16 protein-coding genes and 1 pseudogene are annotated in these 22,373 nt (G+C 75.0%); 6 read left to right on the forward strand and 11 right to left on the reverse strand.

The window, feature by feature from the left end; translation table 11 throughout:
- Positions 1 to 3: 3 nt before the first annotated feature.
- Positions 4 to 141: a hypothetical protein gene (locus IR158_RS12055; RefSeq protein ID WP_291813307.1), complete on the reverse strand. Its 138-nt coding sequence runs from the start codon at positions 139 to 141 to the stop codon at positions 4 to 6.
- A gap of 287 nt (positions 142 to 428) precedes the next feature.
- On the opposite strand from IR158_RS12055, the gene IR158_RS12060 reads away from it, so the two are divergent.
- Both IR158_RS12060 and IR158_RS12065 read left to right on the forward strand, forming a co-directional pair.
- Positions 429 to 1,232 carry an ABC transporter ATP-binding protein gene (locus IR158_RS12060; RefSeq protein WP_291813309.1) on the forward strand — a complete coding sequence of 268 codons (804 nt, stop codon included), beginning with the start codon at positions 429 to 431 and terminating at the stop codon, positions 1,230 to 1,232.
- The gene (locus IR158_RS12065) at positions 1,232 to 3,808 is read left to right on the forward strand and encodes an ABC transporter permease (protein ID WP_291813311.1); all 2,577 of its coding nucleotides are present in this window, start codon (positions 1,232 to 1,234) and stop codon (positions 3,806 to 3,808) included. Before IR158_RS12060 ends, IR158_RS12065 begins: the two co-directional genes overlap by 1 nt.
- Positions 3,809 to 3,951: 143 nt before the next feature.
- Here IR158_RS12065 and IR158_RS12070 read toward each other — a convergent pair whose 3' ends face one another.
- The 8 genes from IR158_RS12070 to IR158_RS12105 form a co-directional block, all read right to left on the reverse strand.
- Positions 3,952 to 4,299, reverse strand: a complete 348-nt coding sequence (locus tag IR158_RS12070; protein ID WP_291813312.1) for a nucleotide pyrophosphohydrolase — start codon at positions 4,297 to 4,299, stop codon at positions 3,952 to 3,954.
- Between the two features lie 159 nt (positions 4,300 to 4,458).
- On the reverse strand, positions 4,459 to 6,516 hold the full coding sequence (locus IR158_RS12075; RefSeq protein WP_291813314.1) for an elongation factor G: 2,058 nt from the start codon (positions 6,514 to 6,516) through the stop codon (positions 4,459 to 4,461).
- Between the two features lie 191 nt (positions 6,517 to 6,707).
- The gene (locus IR158_RS12080) at positions 6,708 to 7,676 is read right to left on the reverse strand and encodes an FKBP-type peptidyl-prolyl cis-trans isomerase (protein ID WP_291813316.1); all 969 of its coding nucleotides are present in this window, start codon (positions 7,674 to 7,676) and stop codon (positions 6,708 to 6,710) included.
- 133 nt (positions 7,677 to 7,809) lie between these two features.
- Positions 7,810 to 9,504 carry an alpha-amylase family protein gene (locus IR158_RS12085; protein WP_291813318.1) on the reverse strand — a complete coding sequence of 565 codons (1,695 nt, stop codon included), beginning with the start codon at positions 9,502 to 9,504 and terminating at the stop codon, positions 7,810 to 7,812.
- Positions 9,501 to 10,532: a TIGR03885 family FMN-dependent LLM class oxidoreductase gene (locus IR158_RS12090; protein WP_291813320.1), complete on the reverse strand. Its 1,032-nt coding sequence runs from the start codon at positions 10,530 to 10,532 to the stop codon at positions 9,501 to 9,503. Before IR158_RS12090 ends, IR158_RS12085 begins: the two co-directional genes overlap by 4 nt.
- A 94-nt stretch (positions 10,533 to 10,626) precedes the next feature.
- Positions 10,627 to 12,846, reverse strand: a complete 2,220-nt coding sequence (locus tag IR158_RS12095; RefSeq protein ID WP_291813321.1) for a hypothetical protein — start codon at positions 12,844 to 12,846, stop codon at positions 10,627 to 10,629.
- Positions 12,847 to 13,021: 175 nt separating this feature from the next.
- Positions 13,022 to 13,699: a response regulator transcription factor gene (locus tag IR158_RS12100; protein WP_291813323.1), complete on the reverse strand. Its 678-nt coding sequence runs from the start codon at positions 13,697 to 13,699 to the stop codon at positions 13,022 to 13,024.
- On the reverse strand, positions 13,696 to 14,934 hold the full coding sequence (locus IR158_RS12105; RefSeq protein ID WP_291813325.1) for a histidine kinase: 1,239 nt from the start codon (positions 14,932 to 14,934) through the stop codon (positions 13,696 to 13,698). The genes IR158_RS12100 and IR158_RS12105 overlap by 4 nt, the downstream gene beginning before the upstream one ends.
- A 117-nt stretch (positions 14,935 to 15,051) precedes the next feature.
- Between IR158_RS12105 and IR158_RS12110 the strand changes: the two genes are divergently transcribed.
- A complete protein-coding gene (locus IR158_RS12110; RefSeq protein WP_291813327.1) occupies positions 15,052 to 15,669 on the forward strand; it encodes a hypothetical protein in 618 nt (205 codons plus the stop codon).
- A 172-nt stretch (positions 15,670 to 15,841) separates the two neighbouring features.
- Here the strand turns inward: IR158_RS12110 and IR158_RS12115 are convergent, their stop codons facing one another.
- A complete protein-coding gene (locus IR158_RS12115; protein ID WP_291813328.1) occupies positions 15,842 to 16,993 on the reverse strand; it encodes a Gfo/Idh/MocA family oxidoreductase in 1,152 nt (383 codons plus the stop codon).
- A gap of 24 nt (positions 16,994 to 17,017) precedes the next feature.
- Complete coding sequence (locus tag IR158_RS12120; protein WP_291813329.1) at positions 17,018 to 19,618, reverse strand: LuxR C-terminal-related transcriptional regulator; 2,601 nt, start codon at positions 19,616 to 19,618, stop codon at positions 17,018 to 17,020.
- A 265-nt stretch (positions 19,619 to 19,883) separates the two neighbouring features.
- On the opposite strand from IR158_RS12120, the gene IR158_RS12125 reads away from it, so the two are divergent.
- The 3 genes and pseudogenes from IR158_RS12125 to IR158_RS12135 all read left to right on the forward strand — a co-directional run.
- A complete protein-coding gene (locus IR158_RS12125; protein WP_291813331.1) occupies positions 19,884 to 21,083 on the forward strand; it encodes a VIT1/CCC1 family protein in 1,200 nt (399 codons plus the stop codon).
- 46 nt (positions 21,084 to 21,129) lie between these two features.
- Complete coding sequence (locus IR158_RS12130) at positions 21,130 to 22,134, forward strand: TIGR03557 family F420-dependent LLM class oxidoreductase (protein ID WP_291813332.1); 1,005 nt, start codon at positions 21,130 to 21,132, stop codon at positions 22,132 to 22,134.
- 42 nt (positions 22,135 to 22,176) lie between these two features.
- A pseudogene (locus IR158_RS12135) lies at positions 22,177 to 22,373 on the forward strand (hypothetical protein); the annotation flags it as partial.

Below are 22,373 nucleotides of genomic sequence, written 5' to 3' on the forward strand. Positions count from 1 at the left end.
GGCTCAGCCGCCGGTCCCGAGCACCGCGGCGAGCAGCGGGCGGGCCAGGTCGGTGAGCAGCGCCGGGTGCGCCGCGTACGCGAGCCCCGCGCCGAGGACGACGGCGCCGACGACGCGTGCGGTGCGCTGGAGCGCGAGCATGGGGAGGACCTCCGGTCGGCGGGCCGCCGGTGCGGCCCCGTCGGGACCAGCCTGGCGGCCCGGGTGGTCGCGGCGGATCCGGGGCGACCCCCGGTCCGTCCCGGGATCCACGCCCGCAGGCTCCCCGGGGTCCGGCGCGTGGCGCAGGGCGCGGAACCCCGGTCCAAGGCCCGTGACCAGGCCCTTCGTCACCCAGGGGCACCCTGAGTGGTGAGCCGCCCACGTTCAGGGTCGCCTCCGGGCGCGCCCGGATGTCGCCCCCCTCGTCCGCGCGGGACGATCGACTCGTGACCCTCAACGACAGCACCCGCTCCGGCGGGCCCATCGCCACCGCGCGCGGCCTGGTGCGCACCTACGGTTCCGGCCCCACGGCCGTCCACGCCCTCGCGGGTGTCGACCTCGACATCGAGCGCGGGCGGCTGACCGCCACCATGGGCCCGTCGGGGTCCGGCAAGTCGACGCTCATGCACTGCCTGGCCGGGCTCGACCGCCCGACCTCGGGCACCGTGGTGGTCGACGGCGAGGAGGTGTCCGCCATGTCGGAGCGCCAGCTGACCCGGCTGCGCCGCGACCGCATCGGCTTCGTCTTCCAGGCGTTCAACCTGGTCCCGACGCTCACCGCGCTCGAGAACATCACCCTGCCGTTCGACATCGCCCGCCGACCGGTCGACCGCGCCCACCTCGACGCCGTCGTGCAGGCCGTGGGCCTCACCGACCGCCTGAACCACAAGCCGGGCGAGCTGTCCGGCGGGCAGCAGCAGCGCGTGGCCTGCGCCCGGGCGCTCGTCACGCGCCCGGCCGTGGTGTTCGCCGACGAGCCGACGGGCAACCTGGACTCCGCGTCCGCGCACGAGGTGCTCTCGTTCCTGCGGCACAGCGTCGACGAGCTGGGGCAGTCCGTCGTCATGGTGACGCACGACCCGACCGCGGCGTCGTACGCCGACCGTGTCCTGTTCCTCGCGGACGGCCGCATCGTCGACGAGCTCGCGGACCCCACGTCCGACGCCGTGCTCGAGCGGCTCGGTGCGCTGACGCGCCGCGCGCAGGCTGCCGCTGCCTCGGCAGCCGCTGCACCTGCCGAGGTCCGCTGATGCTGCGGGTCACGCTGCGCAGCGTGCGCGCGCACGCGGTGCGGTTCGCCCTGTCCGTGCTGGCCGTGGCGCTCGGCGTCGCGTTCGTCGCCGGCACGTTCGCGCTGCGCACCATGCTGTCCGACACGTTCCACGGCATCGTCGACGGGCAGGCGCCCGCGGACGCCTACGTGCAGGGCGACTCGGTGCTGCCCGGCGGTGGCACCGGTGGCGGCCTGACGCTGGGCGGGCAGCGCACGCCCGTGCCGCTCGCCCTCGCGGACGAGGTGGCGGCCGTCGAGGGCGTGGACGCCGCGCTGCCGGACCTGGCCGGTCCGATCGTCCTCGTCGGCGCCGACGGCACCGCGGTGCAGTCCACCCAGGCCCCGTCGTTCGGTCTCGCGTTCCACGAGAGCGACCCCATGCTGGACCTGGTCGAGGGCCGTGCGCCGCGGGCCGACGACGAGGTCGCCGTCGAGTCGGCGACGCTCGCGTCGGCCGGGCTGGCCGTGGGCGACCGCACCAAGGTCGTGGTGTCCGGCGAGGTGCTCGACGTGAGCGTGGTCGGGGAGATCGACGCGGGCGGTCCTCTGGCGGGCGCGACGCTCGTCTACCTGCCCGTCGACGTGGCGAGGACCGCGTACGCCGCCGAGGGGACCGTGCCCGGCATCTCGGTCTATGCCGCGGACGGCGTCGACGAGCAGACCGTCGTCGACCGCGTCACGGCCGCGCTGGACGACGCGGGCACCGCCGGGGCCGAGGCCGTCACGGGCGACTCGCGGCGCGCCGAGCTGCGCAGCGACATCGACCAGACCCTCGGGTTCGTCACCTCGTTCCTGCTGATCTTCGCGGTGGTCTCGCTGTTCGTCGGCGGGTTCCTCATCTCCAACACCTTCGCGATGTCCGTGCGGCAGCGGGTGCGCGAGTACGCGCTGCTGCGCGCCGTCGGGGCGTCGCCCGCGCAGGTGTTCGGCGTCGTCGTCGGGCAGGCCGCCGTCGTGGGCCTCGTCGGGTCCGCGCTGGGCGTGGTCGGCGGGCTCGGGCTCGTGAGCATGCTGCGCGTCGTGTTCGAGGCGATGGGCATGGACCTCGTCGGTGACATCCCGCTGGAGGCCACGGGCGTCGTGACGTGCCTGGCGCTCGGCACCGTCGTGTCGGCCGTCGCGGCGGCCGTCCCGGCCCGTCGGGCCGCGCTCGTCGCGCCCGTCGAGGCGATGCGGGGCGAGGTCACGGTGCCCGAGCGGTCGCTGCACGTGCGCGGGCTCGCCGGTGCGGCGCTGGTCGCGCTGGGTGCCGCCGCCGTGCTGTTCGCCGCGCTGCGACCCGATTCCCGGGGCGCCGAGCCGGCGCTCGGGGCCGGTGCCGCAGTCGTCCTCGTCGGCGTGCTCGTCGCGTCACCGTCGCTGGCCCGTGCCGTGCTGCGCGTGCTGGCCGTGCCGTTCGTGCGCGCGCTGCCGCCGCTGGGTCGCCTCGCGCAGGGCAACGTCGTGCGCAACCCCCGCCGGACCGCGTCGACGGCCGGGGCGCTGATCATCGGCATGGCGCTCGTCGGTGCCGTGTCCGTGATCGCCGCCACCGGGCAGGCCTCGCTCGTGCGTGTGGTCGAGAGCTCGACGGACGCGGACCTGGTGCTGCGCTCGGCGACGTCCGCGATCCCTGACGGCGCGTTCGCGGACGTCAGCGCGCTGCCGGAGGTGGGCCGTGCCGAGTCGCTGGCCTTCACGTTCGGCGGCGTGTCCCCGGAGCCGGGCGTGGCCCCCGGGCCGTCCGACGGTGCGTCCGTGCTGGGTCTGCGCCCCGGCGTGCTCGGCGACGCGCTCGTCGTCGAGGTGCTCGCCGGGGACGTCGCCGACCTCGACGACACCCACGCGGTGGTCAACCAGGCCATGGCCGGCGAGGGCTGGGCGGTCGGGGACGAGCTGACCGTCAGCACGGCCGCGGGCGAACGCACGCTCGAGGTGGCGGCGGTCGTCGACACGCGGGTCACGTCGGGGTCGGTGTTCGTCACCAAGGACGTGCTCGACGAGCTCGCCCCGGGACCCGCGCAGACCAGCGACACCGTGTTCATCGACGCCGCCCCCGGGGTGGGCGACGACGAGCTGCGCACGGCGGTGACGGCCGCGGTCTCGCCCTACGTCGTGGTGTCGGTGCAGGACCGCGACCAGTTCGTCGACCAGATGGCCGCGCAGGTCGACCAGCTCCTGGTGATCCTGTACGCGCTGCTGGGTCTGTCGCTGGTCATCGCGGTGCTGGGCATCGTCAACACGCTCGCGCTGTCGGTGATCGAGCGGACCCGGGAGATCGGGCTGCTGCGGGCCGTGGGCCTGGGGCGGCTGCAGCTCGCGGGGGTGATCACCGTCGAGTCCGTCCTGACGGCCGTCTTCGGCACGCTCGTCGGCCTGGCCGTCGGGGTGGGGCTGGCGTCGGTGCTGCCGCGCGTCTACGCGGAGGAGGGCCTGGACCGGCTCGTCGTCCCGTGGGGCGGGCTCGCGCTGATGATGGTGCTCGCGCTCGTCGTCGGCGTGCTGGCGGCGGTGTGGCCGGGTGGGCGTGCGGCCCGCCTGCGGGTCCTGGACGCCATCGCGACGGCCGACTGACCGCGCCACCGCCCACCCCGCCCACCGCCCACCCCGCCCACCGCCCGCGCCCCACGCCGCCGAGCGCGGCACTCACCAGCCGAGCGCGGTACTCGTTCCACCCGCGCTCGGCGGGCGAGTGCCGCGCTCGGCGGGGGTGGGCGTCAGGGCTTGTGGGGCGCGACGCCGCGGTGGTCGGCTGCCGGGAAGCGGCGGTGGGAGTCGGCGAGCTTGGCGCGCGCCGCGGCACCGAGGTCGACGCCCAGGACGTCCGCGAGCCTCACCAGGTAGACGAGCACGTCGGCCATCTCCTCGGCTGCCCGCGCGCGCCGGTCAGGTGCGGCGAACCGGTCGACCGCGTCGGCCGCGGGCACCCACTGGAACAGCTCGGCGAGCTCACCGACCTCGCCGACCAGCGCCAGGACCAGGGACTTGGGGTCGTGGAACTGCTCCCAGTCCCGCTCCTGCGAGAACTCCCGCACCGCCGCCGTCAGCTCCGCGATCTCCGCCACGTCCCCATCATCCGCCCCGCCACGCCCCCCACTCCACCGAGCGCGGTACCTGACCCTCGAGCGCGGTACTCGTTGCTACCGCGCTCGGCGGTCAGGTACCGCGCTCGGCGGGTGACGGGCTGGGCCGGGTGGCCGGGGGACGGGTGGCGACGGGCCGGGTCAGGCGGGGCTGAGGGGGTCCGGGCAGGGGGCGTAGTGGTCCGGCAGGACGGTCAGGCCGCCGCGGCCGCCCGTGAGCGAGCGCAGTTCCAGGACGTAGCGGCGCAGCTCGGCCTCCGGGACGGTCGCCTCGACGACGACCTCGCCGCCATCGAGCGACACCGTGTCGGTGATGCGCCCGCGCCGGGCGGACAGGTCGCTCATGACGTCGCCCTGCGCGGACGTCGGCACGGTGATGTGCACGCGGCACACCGGCTCGAGGACGACGGTCCCCGCCGCCGCGAGCGCCTCCTTCAGGCCGACGGCGGCCGCCGTGCGGAACGCCATGTCCGAGGAGTCCACCGAGTGCGACCTGCCGTCGTACACCTCGACGCGCACGTCCACGACCGGGTACCCGTGCGGACCGCCCGCGGCCATCGCCTCGCGCACGCCGCGCTCGACGGCCGGCAGGTACGTCCGCGGGATGGCCCCGCCGACGACCGAGTCGACGAACTCGAACCCCGACCCCGGGGGCAGCGGCGAGACCCGCAGCTGCACGACCGCGTACTGCCCGTGCCCGCCCGACTGCTTCTTGACCTTGCCCTCCGCCTCGACCGTCCGCGCGATGGTCTCGCGGTACCCGACGGGCACGGGGGAGGTGGTCACGTGCACGCCGAACACCCGTGCCAGGCGTTCCAGCGCGACGGCCAGGTGCGTGTCGCCCAGGCCGCGCAGCACCGTGCGGTCGCCCGCACGCTCGACGGTGAGCGTCGGGTCCTCGGCGACGAGCCGGGCGAGCGCGGCGGACAGGCGGTCGTCGTCGGACTGCGAGACGGGGTCGAGCACGAGCGCGTAGACGCCGGGGCGCTCCGGCAGCGGCGGCGCCGTCATCGACGTGCCGGGCGTGCCCTTGGCCGCCAGCAGCGAGCCCGCCGGCGTGCCGGTGAGCTTGGCGACCGCCGCCACCTGGCCGGCGACGACGACGTCCACCGGGAGGTGCTCCTTGCCGCGCAGCCGGAACAGCCCGGGGATCCGCTCCTCCGTGCGGGTCGTGGTGTTGACGAGCCGGTCGCCCGCGCGCACCGTGCCCGACAGCACGCGGAACAGCGTGACCTGCCCGACGAACGGGTCGGCCGTCGTGCGGAACGCGTGCAGCAGCGCCGGCCCGGCCGGGTCGGGCGCGACCTGCACCTCCACGTCGCCCGCGCGCACGGTCCGCGCCCGGCCCTCGGGTGCGGGGCACAGCTCGCACAGCAGGTCGGCGAGGCGGTCGACCCCGACGCCCGTCGTCCCCGACGCGACGAGCACGGGCACGGCCTCACCGGCGCAGACCTCCTGCGCGAGGGTCCGCCCGAGGTCCGCCGCGGACGGCACGTCCCCGGACAGGTACCGCTCGAGCTGGTCGTCGTCGTGCGCGACGATGTCCTCGGTGACCTGCTCGTGCAGGCGGTGCTCCTCGGCGGCCAATCCTGGTGGCACGGGTGCGGCGTGGTGGCTGCCGTCCGCGTCGTAGCCGTGGCCCTCCTCCGACAGGACGTCGGCGACGCCCGTGAACGCGGCCTCGTCGCCGAACGGCAGCTCGAGCGGGACGATCACGTCACCGAACGCGTCGCGCAGCTCGGTCAGGACCCGGTGGAAGTCCGCCCGCGTCCTGTCCTCCTTGGTCACGACGACGACGCGCGGCACGCCCGCGTCGGCGGCCGCCCGCCACGCCAGGTGCGTGCCGGCCTGGACGCCGTCGACGGCGCTGACCACGACCACGGCCAGGTCGGCCGCGCTCAGGGCCGCGTCGACCGCCCCGGCGAAGTCCAGGAACCCGGGGGTGTCCAGCAGCGTGACGTCGTACGTCTCGCCGTCGCCGGTGCGCCATCGGAAGGGTGCGACGCCGAGCCCGAGGGAGATGCCGCGGGCGATCTCCTCCGGCTCGTGGTCGCTGACCGTGGTCCCGTCCTCGACCCGCCCGGCGCGGGGGATCGCCCCGGCGCGCAGCAGCAGGGCCTCGGTGAGGGTGGTCTTGCCGGATCCCGACGCGCCCAGCAGCGCGACGGTGCGGACTCTGGACGGCGATGCCTGGTCCATGTGGACCCTCCCACGCTGGAGGTGATCTTCGGGTCAGCGTAGGACGAGGCGCACCCCGACGGCAGGACGAGGGTCCCTGGTGACCGCGGGCGCCGCAGTGCGGCGCACCGGGGACGACGACGGGCCGGACCCCGTTCATCGTGCGTGAGGGGGTCCGGCCCGTGCGTCAGGTGTGGATCAGGTGCGGTGCGTCAGCTCGCGGCGAGGATGTCCACGACGAACACCAGCGTGGAGCCGGGCGGGATGCCGGGCTTCTCCTCGTCGCCGTAGCCCTTGTCCGGCGGGACGACGAGCATGACCTGGCTGCCGACCTTCTGGCCGACCAGGCCCTCGTTCCAGCCGGCGATGACGGCGGCCTGACCGATGTTCGAGACGGGGAACGGCGTGCCGCTCTCCCACGAGGAGTCGAACTGCGAGCCGTCCCAGAGCCAGCCGGTGTAGTGCACCAGCACGGTCTGGCCGGCGGCGACCTCGGGGCCGGTGCCCTCGATCAGCGGCTGCACCGTCAGCGTGGCAGGCGCGTCGCCGGAGGCCGGCTCGAGGGTGGGCGCGCCGTTCTCGGCGAGGGTCACCGTGGGCAGGCCCTCGGCCGGGGCCACCGCGGTGCCGTCGGCGCGACCGGGGCGCTTGGCGACGACCTCGGCGACCGCGACGCTCGTCATGTCCTCGCCCGACGGGAAGGCGTACACGAAGCGCGTGCCCACCTTGCCGCCGACGAGGATGTCGTTCAGCACGGCGGACAGGCCCGCCGCGCTCACGACGACCTGCTCCGGGGCGCCCTTCTGCCACGACGACAGCTCCGTGGAGCCGTCCTGGCCGTTGATCCACACGGAGTTCAGGTCGATGATGTCGCCGTCGGCGATCTCCTCGCCCGTGCCCTCGTCGAGCAGGCGGGCGACCGCCGCGGACACCATGAACGGGGTGCTGGGCAGGGTGGCCTTGGGCTCGGCGCCGGGGTCGCCCTCGACGGTCACGGCCTCCAGCGCGGCGATGTCCTCGGCGGTCGGCGTGGGGACGCCGGTGGGAGCGGCGGACTCCTCGGCGACCGGCGTGGTCGGGTCGTCGCTCGCGTCGTCGCCCGAGCAGGCGGCGAGGGTGAGGCTGAGCGCCAGCGCTGCTGCGGCGGCGCGCAGCGCGGTGCGGGGGGTAGGACGTCGCACGACAGAGTCCTCCGGATCGTGGGAGACCGCCCCGGATCGGTGGACGGACTGTGGCACGGTACGCGACGTACCTGAGGGTTGGCTGTGACGGCCGAGGGCCGAAACGCTTCAGCGGACGGCCCCCGGCCCCGTGTCACAGCAGGCGACGGGAACCCGGCTGGACCACGCGCAGCCAGCGGTAGCCGTACCCGTCGAGCTCGATCTCCACCCGCCCCTTGGCGTCCGGCGTGTGCTGCTCGTCCTGCAGCAGGTCGATGAGGCGCCAGTCCTCGTCGGTGTCCAGCAGCTGCAGCGGCACCCGCACGGCCTCGGAGCCGAGGTTGTGCAGCGCCACCATCGACGCGTCCTGCCAGCTCGAGCGGTGCGCGAGGACGCCCGGGTGCGGCTGGTCGAGGATCTCGACGCGGCTCGTCCACCCCAGCTCGGGGCACTCGCGGTACCGCCGCGCGAGCTGCTGCACGAAGTTCAGCAGCGAGTCAGGGTCCCGGCGCTGGTCGGACACGTTGACGTGCGCGGGGGAGTACGCGCCCTCCGTCACGGGCCCGGCCAGCCGGGAGGCCGCGGCAGCCGAGAACCCGCCGTTCTTGCCCGACGTCCACTGCATCGGCGTGCGGACGGCGAGGCGGCCCTCGGCCGCGAGGTTCTCGCCCATGCCGATCTCCTCGCCGTAGAACAGCACGGGCGTGCCGGGCAGGCTGAACAGCAGGGAGTAGACCATCCGCACGCGGCGCGGGTCGCCGTCGAGCATCGGGGGCAGACGGCGGCGCAGGCCGCGGTCGAAGAGCTGGTGCTCCGGCTCGGGCCCGAACACCTCGAACACCTCCTGGCGCTCGTCGTCGGAGAGCTTGTCGAGCGTCAGCTCGTCGTGGTTGCGCACGAACGTCGCCCACTGCGCGTCCGACGGGATCTCCGGGCGGGACTCCAGGGTGGCGGCGATCGGGCCCGCGTCCTGCCGGGCGAGGGCCAGGTACATCTGCTGCATGAGGACGAAGTCGAACTGCAGGTTCAGCTCCTTGCCCTCGTCCTCCCCGTCGCCCGAGTGGTCCCCGAAGAACAGCCGCTGCTGCTCGTACGGCAGGTTGACCTCGCCCATGAGGATCGAGTCGCCCGTGCGCCGCGAGAGGAACGCGCGCAGCTGCTGCAGGAACTCGTGCGGGTGGTCGATGTCGTCGCCCTCGGTCTTCGCCGTGTCGGCGAGGAAGAACGGCACGGCGTCCACGCGGAAGCCGTCCAGCCCCATCTGCGCCCAGTACCCCACGGTCTTCGCGATCGCGTCGCGGACCTGCGGGTTCGCGGTGTTGAGGTCCGGCTGGTGCTTGTAGAACCGGTGCCGGTACCAGGCCTCCGCCTGCTCGTCGTACGTCCAGATGCCGTCCTCCTTGTCGGGGAAGACGACCTCCTTCGACGTGTCCGGCGGGGCGTCCTGGCGCCACACGTACCAGTCGCGGTAGGGGCTGTCCTTCGACCGGCGGGCGGACTTGAACCACGGGTGCCGGTCCGACGTGTGGTTGACGACGAGGTCCGCGATGACCCGGATGCCGCGGTCGTTGGCGGTGCGGACCAGCTCGACGAGGTCGCCCGCGTCGCCGAGGCGCGGGTCCACGCCGAGGTAGTCGGTGATGTCGTAGCCGTCGTCGCGGTCGGCCGTCGGGTAGAACGGCATGAGCCACAGGCACGTCACGCCCAGCTCGGCCAGGTGGTCGATGCGCTGGACGAGGCCCGGCAGGTCACCGATGCCGTCGTCGTTCCAGTCCATGTAGGTCTCGACGTCGAGGCAGTAGATGACGGCGGACTTCCACCACAGGTCACCGGTGTCGCGGATCCTCACGCGTGGACCTCCTTCAGGGCGGGCAGCACGTGCTCGGCGGCCATGTCGACGAACGTCTCGAGCGACGACGACGGCTGCGTGGCCGTGTCGGTGGCGTCCGGGTGCTTGTCGTCGGAGGGGACGACGTCCGTGGCGATCTGGTGCAGGTAGACGGCGTCGAAGCCGATCTGCGCGAGCTCGACGAGCCGGTCGGCGAGGCGCCGCGGGTCGTGCTCGACGAGCACCGAGCCGCGCAGCAGGTCGTCGCTGACCTTGTCGGCGATCTGGTCGAACGCCTCCGGGGTGTCCAGGTCCCACGCGACCGGCGGGCCGATCGCGTTGCCGGCCCACTGCTCGCGCGCCAGGCGCAGCGCGTCGGCGTCGGTGGGGGCGAAGGACACGTGCACCTGCAGGGAGATCTCGCCGCGGCCGCCCGCGTCGCGGTACGCGTCGACGACCTGACGCAGCTTGTCGGGCGGTTGGTTCACGGTGACGAGGCCGTCGGCCCACCGGGCGTGGTTGCGGGCCGTCGCGACGGACACCGCCGGGCCGATGAGCAGCGGCTTCACGTCCGGGAGCGTCCACAGCTTGGCGCGGTCGACCTTCACCAGGCCGTCGTGCGTGACCTCCTCACCGTCGAGCAGCGCGCGGATGATCGCGACGCACTCGACCAGGCGGGCGTCACGGACCGGCTTGGGCAGCCACCCGTCGCCGGTGATGTGCTCGTTCATGTTCTCGCCGGATCCCAGGGCCACCCAGAAGCGCCCTGGGTGCATCGCGGCCAGCGTCGCCGCGGCCTGCGCGATGATCGCCGGGTGGTACCGCTGCCCCGGCGCGTTGACGACGCCGAACGGCAGCCGCGTCGTCGCGAGGGCCGACCCCAGCCACGTCCAGGCGAACCCGGAGTGCCCCTGCGACGACTGCCACGGCGCCCAGTGGTCCGAGCACATCGCGGCGTCGAACCCGCGCTGCTCCGCCAGCTGGGTCGCCGCGAGCAGCGCGGAAGGGTGGACCTGCTCGTGTGAGTTGTGGAATCCGACGCGCACCATGGGGCACCTTCCTACCGGTTGGACAGGTGTCCCGCTCGTCGAGGGCGTGCGTGGTCGAGGCGATGCAGCCGGGCGACGACCCCGGCCCGGTCCGTCAGTAGTAGTAGCCGACGTGGTCGACGAGGACGCCCGTCGCGGAGTAGGCGACGGTCACCGCGATCTCCTCACCCGAGGTGGTGGGCACGACGGCGAGGTTCGCGACGTTCTCCCCCGCGACGAAGTTGACGGACGACGTCGGCGGCAGATCGCCCGAACCTGACCACGCCGTGAGGTGGCCGGAGCCCGACCCGCCGGTGGCCGTGACGTTGACGACGTGCGCGACGGCGGGCGGCAGCCCTGTGACGCGGAGCGTCGTGCCGGGAAGGGGCGTGGGGCCGGAACCGGGGCCGTAGCGCGTGTCCAGGTACCGCCGAGGGGTCGACGGTTCGAACCGCAGACCGTCCGTGCGGGCGCCGTCGTCGTACCAGCCCTGCAGGTCCACGACGAGGTGGGCGGTGCCGCCCGACCCGTTGCGCACGGCGATGCCCGGGACGCCGGAGCGGTAGGAGACGGGGACGGCGGCGTGGTTCGCCACCGTCTGCCCCGCGGCGAAGTTCGCGTTCGACACGACGGGCGCTGGTCCACCGCCCGACCAGGCGGTCACGTGCCCACCGGCGAGAGGCTGGGTGACCGTCATGTTGACGTCGACTGCCGTCACCACGCCGGCGTCGGCCGGCACGGCCACCGGCACCCAGACGACCTCACCCCCGGCCAGCGGGGCCGCCGGTCCGCCGTCCCGGGCACGGCGGGTGTCGAGCACGCGCGTCGGCTCGGTCGGGTGGTAGCCGCCGCCTTCGGCACCGGACGCGGAGGCGAAGTACCCCTGGACGTCGACCACGAGGTGCACGTCGCCGGCGTAGCTGGCGAGCGAGACCCTGCCGTCGTCGCCGACGGGGACGACGACCTGGTTGGCGCGGGTGCGTCCCTGCGCGAGGTTCAGCGACGAGGTGCCGGGCTTCGCGGTGCCTGACGGCCACGCGGTCACGTGGGTGGACGTGGTCGCCCCCGTGCCGGTGACGTTGAGGAGGACAGCCGTGACGCCCTCCGCAGGCACCTGCGTGCCCGCGAGCGGCTCGAGCGTGACCGTGTCGCCAGGTCCCACCGTGCCGCGACGGGCGCCGGTCCCGGTCCGGGTGTCGAGGACCCGCAGAGGCTGCATGGCGACGAACTCGCCCTGCGACCCTGCGGCCGCAGGCCATGCCGATGCCTGCACCCGGTTCGACTGCCGGCTGGTGGCGCCGTGCTGCCGCGCGACGACCGCGTACGAGTAGTACTGGCCGGGCGTCGCGGACACGTCGGTCCACGGCAGGGGGACCCCGGACGCGATGGTCGAGCTGCCGCGCACCACGTCGAACAGCGGAGCGTCCGAGGTGGTCGTCAGCACCACGCCGCCCCTGGCCCTGGTCGCGGTCAGGACGGGCTGCGCGGGCTGCCACGCGTCGAGGTAGATGTAGGTCGAGGCCACCGCGCGGCCGGGCGTCGCATCGGGCGTCTCGAGGTAGGAGAGGAAGACCCCCCGGTCCTCGTCCGGCGTGAACGCGAGATCGATGCGGCAGGTCCCGCCGGGGGCGAGGGTCGTGCCCGCGCACCCGTCGTTCTCGATGACGTGCGGCGAGTCGGCGGGGACGGCCCACGGGAAGGACGACGGGCCGTAGGTCTGCGGCGCCGTCCCCGAGTTCACGATGTCGACCGACGTCCGCACGGTCTGGCCCAAGGGCAGGGGGGCCGGGTCGACGCGGACGGGCGTCGTGGTGAACGCGTACGGCACGGTGCTGTTCCACCGGACCGACCCGGAGCGGGCCAAGGGGGTCGAGCAGGTCACGCTGTACTCCGCCGCCAGCGACGTGATCCGGCCGGTGTCGTCGTGCTCGACGGCCACCACGTCGATCTCGCCCCCGACCGCTGAGCAGTCCGTGCCGTCGCTGAGCGACAGCTGCACGGTCGACGTCGTGGACCCCACCGCGTGACGTCCCACGGTGAGCCGTGGCACCCCGGCCGACGCCCGGATCTCGAACCTGCTGACCGCGGTCGCGCCCGCCGGTGCCGTCAGTCGCAGGGCGTCCGACGAGGTCGCGAGGTGTGTCGCCGCGATCGGTGTGCTCGGCGGTGTGTGGTGGGCCCACCGCGAGTCCGCGAGTCGCATCTCGTCGTGCTCGGCGGTGATCGCCGAGACCCGGGTGGGCGGCGCCGGAGCCGCGGCAGCGGCTCCGGCAGGGGCGAGGCCGAGCACGGCCAGCACGACGACGGTTCCCAGGATGACGGGGCGACGGTTCACGGGGTCCTCGCTGGTAGCGGTGCCGTGGCACGGGTGGACTGCCGGCACGGCCCGGCCCTCGGCGGCGGACACCGGAGTGACGATCATGATGCCCGCCGACTGCGGCCTCGCGCAGGCGTTTCGGACATCGGTTCGTCGTGCGGTGACGCGCCGGGCGTGCCGCGCCGGCGTGTGCTCAGCGCAGGCCGTCGCGCGCCAGCACACCCGCCTGCAGCCGCGTCCGCACGCCCAGCTTGGCGAGCAGGTGGCTGACGTGGGACTTCACGGTCGTCTCCGACACGACCAGCCGCGCGGCGATGTCCGCGTTCGACAACCCGTCGCCCAGTGCGTCGAGGACGTCGCGCTCGCGGGCCGTCAGCGTGGCGAGGCGGTCGTCGGACGGCGGCGGCGCGTCGGCGGGGACGTGGGACGCGACCGCGTCGAGCAGGCGGCGCGTGACCTCGGGCGCGAGGACGCCCTCACCGGCGGCGACGCGGCACACCGCGTCGACCAGCTCGCCCGCGCCGACGGTCTTGAGCAGGAACCCGGCGGCCCCCGCCCGCACCATGCCGAGCACGTACTCGTCGAGGTCGAACGTCGTCAGCGCGACGACCTCCGCGAGGCGCTCACCGACGATCGCGGCCGTCGCGGCGATCCCGTCGGTCCCCGGCATCCGCACGTCCATGAGCACGACGTCGGGCCGCAGCGCGCGGGCCTGCCGCACGGCCACGTCACCGTCGGCGGCCTCCCCGACGACCTCGACCCGGCCCGACTGCTCGAGCATGAGCCGCAGCCCGGCGCGGATCGCCGCGTGGTCGTCGGCCAGCAGCACCCGGACCGCGGTGGTGGCGGTGGTCGCATTCGGCTCCGTCACCGTGTCTCGTCTCCGGGTCGCAGGGGGAGTCGGGCGTGCACCCGCCACGTCGCCCCGGTGGGTGCCGCCGTCAGGGTCCCGCCCAGGGCGGTCGCGCGCTCGCGCATCGTCTGCAGGCCCGTGGACGACGTCAGCGCTGGGTTCACGGGCACGGCGTCGGTGCGCAGCGCGTTCTCGACGACGACGTCGAGGGTGTCCCCGTCGGCCGTGAACCGGACCGCGGCCCGCCCCGCACCGTGCTTGCGCGCGTTGGTCGCCGCCTCCTGCAGGATGCGGAAGGCCGCGTGGTCCACCGCGGCGGCCAGCCCGGCGGGCACGTCCCCGACGACGTCCACGTCGAGGTCGGTGAGCCGCGCGAGGCCGGCCGGAGCCGTCGTCGCATCCGCGTCCGCACCCTCGCGCAGCACCAGGATCATCGAGCGCATCTCCGCCAGCGCGGCGAGCGAGCCGGCGCGGGCGGCGGTCAGCGCCGCGCGGTCCCGCGACTCGTCGGGCGGTGCGGCGAGCGCGGCCTCGGCGTGGATGGCGACGGCCGACAGGTGACCGGCGACGACGTCGTGCAGGTCGCGGGCCATGCGGGCGCGCTCGTCCTGCACCGCCCGGTCGCGGTCGAGCGCGGCGATGCGGGCGACGTCGTCGGCGTGGGCGCGCGCCAGGTCGGCCCGCGCCCGCTCGGCGTCCGCGCGTCGGGACTGCTCGGCCACGAGCACCTCGGAGCGGCGCACGTCCGAGCCCCACCACCACGGCGGCAGCAGCAGCGACCCGGCGACGAGCGTGAGCTGCACGACGTCCCGGGCGGACGCCCCGGCGACGACGGTCCCGACCAGCACGGCCAGGACGAGCGCCACCAGCACACCCAGCACGACCGCCCGCGCCCGCGGTGCCGCGGCCCGCGCGACCGTGAACAGCGCATCGAACAGCACCAGGTACATGCCGAGGCTGCCGCCGAGCGCGACGTCGGCGGCGAGCAGCGCCGTGACCACCACGAGCACGAGCACCGGCCGGCGTCGCTTGAGCAGCAGCGCCGTCGTGCCCAGCAGCAGGATGCCGACCTGCCACGGCAGCGTGCCGCCCGGCACGTCGACGAACGGCACGTCCGCGCCGATCATCCGCACGTCGAGCGCGAGCAGTGCCAGGCCCACGACGAGCAGCGCCACCGAGTACGCGCGGTCCGCCGCCGGCCCGCGCGGCGGCGTGCGCACCCACCGCGCGAGGGCGGCGAGGCGGGTGGTCATGGACCCATCCCAGCACGTCCGTGACCTGCGGCTCTCGTCCGAACGGAGGAGGCGGTCCGCGCGGGTCGGTCCGTCCGCCGGACGCGCGCGCACCTGCGCAGGCCGCACCGTCAGGGCATGGAGATCATCGAGTGGGTCCGTGCCCACCCCGTCGCCGCGCTGGTGATCGCGTGCGAGGTGGCGTTCTGGGTGTTCCTCGCGGCGGCCGTCGTCGCGCGCTACGTGTTCCGTCGTCGCCGGCTGTCGACCGTCCTGCTGCTGTGGGAGCCGCTCATCGAGGTCGTCCTGCTGGTCGCGACCGTCACGGACCTGCTGCGCGGCGCGGACGCGACGTGGACGCACGGCCTGGCGGCGCTCTACCTGGGCTTCACCGTCGGCTTCGGCCGGTACACGGTGCACAAGGTGGACGCGTGGGTGGCGTGGCGGTTCTTCGACGGGCCCCGCCCGCCGCGCGTGACGTCCGGCCGCGCCAAGGTCGTGCACGAGTGGCGGCTGTGGCTACGGGTGGTCGTGGCGTGGGTGGTCGCGATCGCCGTGCTCGGTGTGCTGCTGCTCATCGCCGACGACCCCGCGCAGCGCGAGATCCTGCTCGGGTGGGCGGGGCGGGCGACGCTCGTCATGGGCATCTGGTTCGTCGCCGGGCCCGTGTGGCAGCTGTTCGCGGACTCGGCGGACGGCGACGACGACGAGAAGGCCCCCGCCGACGCGGACACCGTGGCGGAGCGCTCGCACTGACGCGCCGGTGGGACCACGGAAGGGTGCGCGCGCCCGCGACACGTCCAACCCCCGGGACGACGCTCCCGCGAGACCGGGCTCAGCTCGCTCATGCCCCGCCGTGAGCGACCTCAGCCCGGTCTCGACGGGGGTGCGTCCCGGCAGGTGGGACGTGACCGGGGGTGTCGGGCCGTCAGACGGCGTCGGCCCAGGCCTCGGCGGCCGTCGTCACCGCCTCGCCCGTGCGGGCCGACTCCTCGATCGCCAGGCCCAGCAGGTGGTCCTGGCAGCCGTCGGCCAGCGGGTACGGCGGCGGTGCGTCGCCGCGGAGCCACGCGCCGGTGTCGTCGAGCAGGTGCGCGACCGCCAGGTCGTCGTCGGCCAGCCGCGCACCCGCGAACGGGTTGCGGTACAGCACGCGCCCGTCCATCGACAGGTGCTCGAGGTCGAACCCGTCCAGGTTCTGCTCGATCCCGGCCTGCCGCCGCACGATCGACGACGTCAGCACCGTCCGCTCGTCGGCCCAGCGCGTCACCGTGTCGTCGACGATCTCGCCGTGCGACCCGCGCACCACGACGCGGTTGCTGCGCAGCGGGTTGTACCACTGGTTGTCGGTGAAGTCGTAGAGGATCGTGCGGCCGCCACCCAGGTCGAGCGTCGCGAGGATCGACCGCACCGGCTCGGGTGCCGTCGCGCCCGTCCAGCCGTCGCGCCCGACCGGGTCGAGGAGCGGCGCCGTCAACGCCTGCGCGCGCACCGTCACCGGGCCGCGTCCCGCGCCCAGCAGGTACCGGCCCAGGCCGACCGCGTGGTACAGATGCGTCGAGGAGATCTGCACGCTCGTCGGCTCGCCGATCGTCCCCGCCTCGACGACCGCCCGGCGCGCCCGGTGCGCCGGCATCGACGGCGAGTGCTCCGCGACCTGCACGAGCCCGGTCGCGCCCACGTCGGCCCACAGGGCGCGCAGCCCGTCGACGTCCGGTGCCGGCGGGGTCTCGGCGAGCACCGGGACGGCGGCGTCCACGACCTCGCGGACGACGTCCGGCGTCACGGGCCACGGCGTCGCGACCACGACGACCTCGGGCCGGTCGGGCGCCGGGCCGGCACCCGGCAGCGCGCCCGTGACCAGCTCCTCGACCGTGCGCACGGTCGGCACGCCCCAGTGCGCCTCGACCCACGCCCCGCGCTCGGCGGTGCGCGTCACGACGCCCACGCACCGGAACCGGTCCGGCATCAGGCGTGCGACGCGCACGAAGAACTCGGCCCTCCACCCGGACCCCACGACCCCGAACCGGGTCGGCTGCTGCTGCACCACACGGACCTCCTCGTCGGCGTCGACCCTCACCGGGACACGCGCCGGACCGGTGGCTCAGCGCAGCGGCTCCTGCGGGGTGAGGATCCCCAGCTCGTGCGCGCGGCGCAGCGCGGCCTCGCGGTCGTGCACGCCGAGCTTCGCGTAGATGCTCAGCACCTGCTTGCGCACGGTGTTGACGGACACCGTCAGCGCGTCGGCGACGTCCCGGGTCGTGTCGTGCTCGTCGAGCATCATCAGGACGGTCCGCTCGCGCGGGGTCAGTGGGACCAGCCGGGCCGGGTCCGGGACGACGCGACCGATGGTGCTCAACCGGGCCAGCTCGTCGTCGTCGAACCGCAGGCCGGACAGCTCGCACAGCGTGTCGCGGACCGCCGGTGGCAGGTGGGCGAAGCTCCGCAGTGCCCCCTGCTCGTCGGCGAGGCGGCGCGCCGTGCGGAACGCCCGCGTCGCGAGGGCCGCCTGCTTCACCTCGTGGGCCGCCCACGCCTCGAGCACCAGCAGGTCGATCCGGTCGGCGAGGTTGACCCGGCGCCGGCGGCCACCCACCACCGCCGCACGCAGCGCCGCGTGCGGGTCACCGGTCAGCAGGTGCCAGCGGGCGCGGGGCACGTCGCTCCACGCGCCCAGCACGTCGGTCTCGGTCAGGAGGTCCGCGACGCGGTGGTACTCCCCGAGCGCCAGCAGCAGCTCGGCGCGCATCCGCAGCATGTCCCGGCGCACCGTGCCGGCCTGGTCCAGCCACGCGTGGCGCGTCCGCTCGATCTGCTCGAGCTGGGCGAGGCCCCCCTCGGGGTCGCCGAACAGCACCGCCCGGCGCACCCGCGCACGCATGACGAAGGGCCAGGTCACGTCCGGTGCCCGCGCGTCCATGTGGACCTGGGACAGCGCCGCGTCGGCGGCGGCCAGCTCGAGCCGGCCGGTGGCGACCAGCGCCTGCGCCACGTCGGCCGCGCTGTCGCGCACGATGTCCTCCCACTCCGGGTCGAGCGCCTCCGCGTGCCGCACGAGCCACCGCTGCGCGTCGACGAGCATCCCGTCGAGGGAGTGCACGAGCGCCACGTGTCCGGCCGCGGCCGCCCGCACGTCGGGCGCGCGGTACGGGTCGGCGAGCTCGTACGCGCGCATCGGCATCTCGAGGGCGGCGCCCAGGTCCCCCTCGAGCAACGCCGTGCGGCCCGCCTGCACGAGGAACCACCAGTACGACCTGCCGACCGTGCCACCGCGGGCGCCCGCGCGGGCTGCCGCGACCTCGGTGTCCCGCACGATGGTCATCGCCCGCCGCATGTCGCCCTGCGCGCGCGCCGCCACCAGCGCGGCCGCGGCACCCGTCCACCGGCCCGCGGCGGTGCGGCTGCGCCAGGCCCCGTCAAGCGCGAGCCTGCCGAGCTGCGCCATGAGCCCCAGGACCAGCTCGCGCGCGTCCGAGGGCTCCTCGCGGTTGCGGCGCGCGGTCGCGCGCGCCATCGCCAGCACGCTCGACGTGGTGGCGACCTCGTCGGGCACCGCCGCGTACACGGCGTCGACGCCCGGGCCCCCGGTGGCGACGAGGTACGTGCCGAAGTCCAGCCAGCACGTCTCCAGCAGCGTCCAGTCGCGGGCCCGGGCGGCGTGCTCGACGGCACGGCGCGGGTCCGGGGGGTGCGCGCGCAGCGCGGCACGGCACAGGGTGCGGTGCACCGTGACCGCGAGCTCGGGGTCGCGCCGCTCCAGCTCCCGGCGCAGGACCTCCTGGAGCAGCGCCGGCGTGCGCCAGCGGCTGGGGACGGTCGCCGACCCGACCTCGGGGTCGCGCACCAGCACGCCGACGGCCTCCAGCCGCAGGAGCATGTCGACGGGGACGTCCCCCGATGCCTCGATGCCCGCCGTGCCGAGCGCCACCCGGACGGTCTCGGGCGTCGGGTCGCTCGCGGTGGCCACGAGCATCGCGACCCGCAGGAGGTCGGCGTCGCCGACGGAGGGCACGATGACGTCGCGCGCGAAGGCGTAGGCGGAGGCGGTCGCGAGCTGGTCGTCGTCGGGCCGGGTGTCGTCGAGGACCACGCGTGCGAGCCGCGCCCAGCCGCCGACGAGCGTCACCAGGTACTCCAGACGCGCGTCGTCCAGCGGGTGGCCCCACGAGGCGGCCGCGGCGCGCAGCTCCTCGGCCGTGAACGACAGGTCGCGCGCGTTGAGGGCCACCAGGGGCAGCGCGCGCCCGGCGGCCGTGAGCACCGGGTGCTGCGGGCCGCTCGGGAGCAGCGGGTAGCGGGGGCCGGTGACGAGCAGCACACGCAGCGCCGGGGAGGCCGCGATCAGCGCGGCCACGGCCGTCACCGCGTCGGGGTCGTCCAGCTCGTCCGCGTCGTCCAGCACGAGGAGCACGGGCGCGTCGGCCGCGTCGACCGCCGCCGCCAGCGCCTGCGGTGACGCCGCGTCGACGACGTCGACGCCCTGCGCCCGCAGCTCCACCGTGAGGGCGTCGCGCACGACCGACCACGGGTCGTCCCGGTCCCACGGTCCGGCCGTCCACGCGACCAGGTGACCGGCGGCCCGCAGGGTGTCGGCCCACTGCTCGACCAGCGTGGTCCGGCCGTAGCCGGTCGCGGCGCGCACGACCGCGACCCTCTCGGTGCGGTCGAGACGCGTCAGCAGGCGCGGGCGAACCACGGCGCTCACGGACGTCCGTGGGGGCGTCTGCGCCGACGCCCCCACCGCCCCCGTGCCGCGCGAGGACCCCCCCGGCGACGGCATCTCGGTCGTCATCCCCGTCATTATCAGGGGATCGGCCTCGTCGTGCCCGCCCTGTCCACGGTGAAGCCGTTCGGTTCGGTGCGCCGGAACGTGTGGTTCCGGGCCTCGGCACTCCGGCACGGCCCGTCCTCGCAACCCGTCGCGGCCCGCTAGCGTGCCGCTGCACCCGTCACGACGTCCCTGGAGCCCGATGTCCCAGCCCTCCGCCGCGCCCGGCGGCCCCGACGGGCGTCGGCGTCCCTCGCCGGCGGCGCTGCGCCGCTGGCGCCGCAACCTGGCCGACGAGCGCGCCGAGGCGGCCGTGTACCGGGACCTCGCGTCGCGTCGCACCGGTGAGGAGCGCGAGATCCTGCTCGCGCTCGCGGAGGCGGAGCGCCGCCACGAGGCGCACTGGCTCGACCTGCTCGGCGACGACGTCGGGCGTCCGGTGCGCGGCGACTGGCGCACGCGGCTGCTCGGGTGGCTCGCGCGGCGCTTCGGGTCCGTGTGGGTGTACGCGCTCGCGCAGCGGGCCGAGGCACGATCGGTGTACGCGCAGGACGCCGAGGCGACCGCGCGCATGGCCGCCGACGAGCAGATCCATGAGGAGGTCGTCCGCGGGCTGGCGATGCGCGGGCGCCAGCAGATCTCGGGCACGTTCCGCGCCGCCGTCTTCGGGGCGAACGACGGGCTCGTGTCGAACCTGGCGCTGGTCCTGGGGATCGGGGCGAGCGGCGTGGCGACCGGGACCGTGCTGCTCACGGGCCTGGCGGGGCTGCTCGCGGGCGCGTTGTCCATGGCGGCCGGGGAGTACGTGTCCGTGCGCTCGCAGCGTGAGCTGCTCGAGGCGTCCCGGCCCGACGCCGACGCGGCCACGGCGCTCGCACACCTCGACGTCGCCGCCAACGAGCTCGCGCTGGTCTACCGCGCGCGGGGCATGAGCGCGGCCGACGCGCACGCCCGCGCCGACGTCGTCCTCGCGTCGCTCGCGCAGTACGAGGCGCAGCAGGCGGTCGACGCGTCCCTCCTGCGCACGACCACCGCGCTGCCCCGCGGGTCCGCCGCCGAGGAGGCGCCGGCCGCCGAGGTGCCGGCCGCGCGCCCGGCGCCGGACCGCGACGAGCACGAGTCGGTGGGCACCGCGTGGGGTGCGGCGACGGCGAGCTTCTGCTTCTTCGCGTCCGGCGCCCTGATCCCCGTCGTGCCGTACCTGCTGGGGGCGTCGGGCACGGCCGCGGTCGCGTGGTCGGCCGGGCTGGTCGGGGTCGCGCTGCTGGGCACCGGGTCCGTCGTGGGGCTGCTGTCCGGGGCGTCGCCGGTGCGGCGGGCGCTGCGGCAGCTCGCCATCGGGTACGGCGCGGCGGCCGTCACGTACCTGCTGGGCCTGGCGTTCGGGGCGTCGACCCTCTGACGTCCTTCCGGATGCCGGATCCGGTGGTTCGGGTGAGGCTCGGAGGGTGACGCGATTCGGGTACACCCTCATGACCGAGCAGTCCGGCCCGCGCGAGCTCGTCGGGTACGCGCAGCAGGCGGACCGGCTGGGCTTCGACTTCGCCGTGTCCTCGGACCACTTCTTCCCGTGGCTCGAGGAGCAGGGGCACTCACCGTACGCGTGGAGCGTGCTCGGGGCCGTCGCCCAGGCCACGGAGCACCTCCAGCTCATGACGTACGTGACCTGCCCGACCATCCGGTACCACCCGACGGTCGTGGCGCAGAAGGCCGCGACCATGGGGCTGCTGTCGCAGAACCGCTTCACGCTCGGCGTCGGTGCGGGCGAGAACCTCAACGAGCACGTCGTCGGCGAGCGCTGGCCGGCGGTGGGCGAGCGGCACGACATGCTCGAGGAGGCGCTCGAGATCATCCACCAGCTCCTCACGGGCGACCGCGTCACGTACGACGGCGGGCACTTCCGCGTGGACTCGGCGCGGCTGTGGGACGTGCCGGAGGTGCCCGTGCCGATCGGCGTCGCGGTGTCCGGCGCGCAGTCGGTGTCGCGCTTCTCCGCGCTCGCGGACCACCTGATCGCCGTCGAGCCGGACGCGGACCTGGTGCGGCGCTGGGACGAGGCGCGCGAGGGTCTGGAGCCGACGATCAAGGTGATCGGGCCGTCCCGCAAGATCGGCCAGATCCCCATCTCGTGGGCGCCGGACCGCGGCGAGGCGGTCGCCCGCGCGCACGAGCAGTTCCGGTGGTTCGGCGGCGGGTGGAAGGTCAACGCGGACCTGCCGACCACGGAGTCGTTCGACGCCGCGACCCAGTTCGTCCGGCCGGAGGACGTCGCGGAGGCGATCCCGTGCGGTCCGGACCTCGACGCGGTCGTCGAGGCCGCGAGCGCCTACTGGGAGGCCGGGTTCACCGACGTCGCCGTCGTGCAGGTGGGCGACGCGCTGCAGCAGCGCTTCCTCGACGAGGCCGCCGGGCCGCTGCTGGAGCGGCTGCGGGCGGCGGCGCCGAGCGACTGAGGGCAGCAGGACGGAGCAAGGACGACACGAGAGGGATCGAGCATGGCTGTCACCGCCTTCCAGGACCTCGACCTGGCCGACCGCGACCGCGAGTGGGACGGTGCGGCGGCCGAGCGTCGCGTGCGGGCCTGGGCCGACGCGCAGGACGAGCCCAACGAGCGGTACCGCGACGCGCACGTCTGGTACGACGCGGACAGGAAGGAGAACTTCACGGCGTACAAGCTGCTGATCGCCGACGT

It is taken from the genome of Cellulomonas sp., assembly GCF_015234515.1.
Lineage (GTDB): Bacteria > Actinomycetota > Actinomycetes > Actinomycetales > Cellulomonadaceae > Cellulomonas.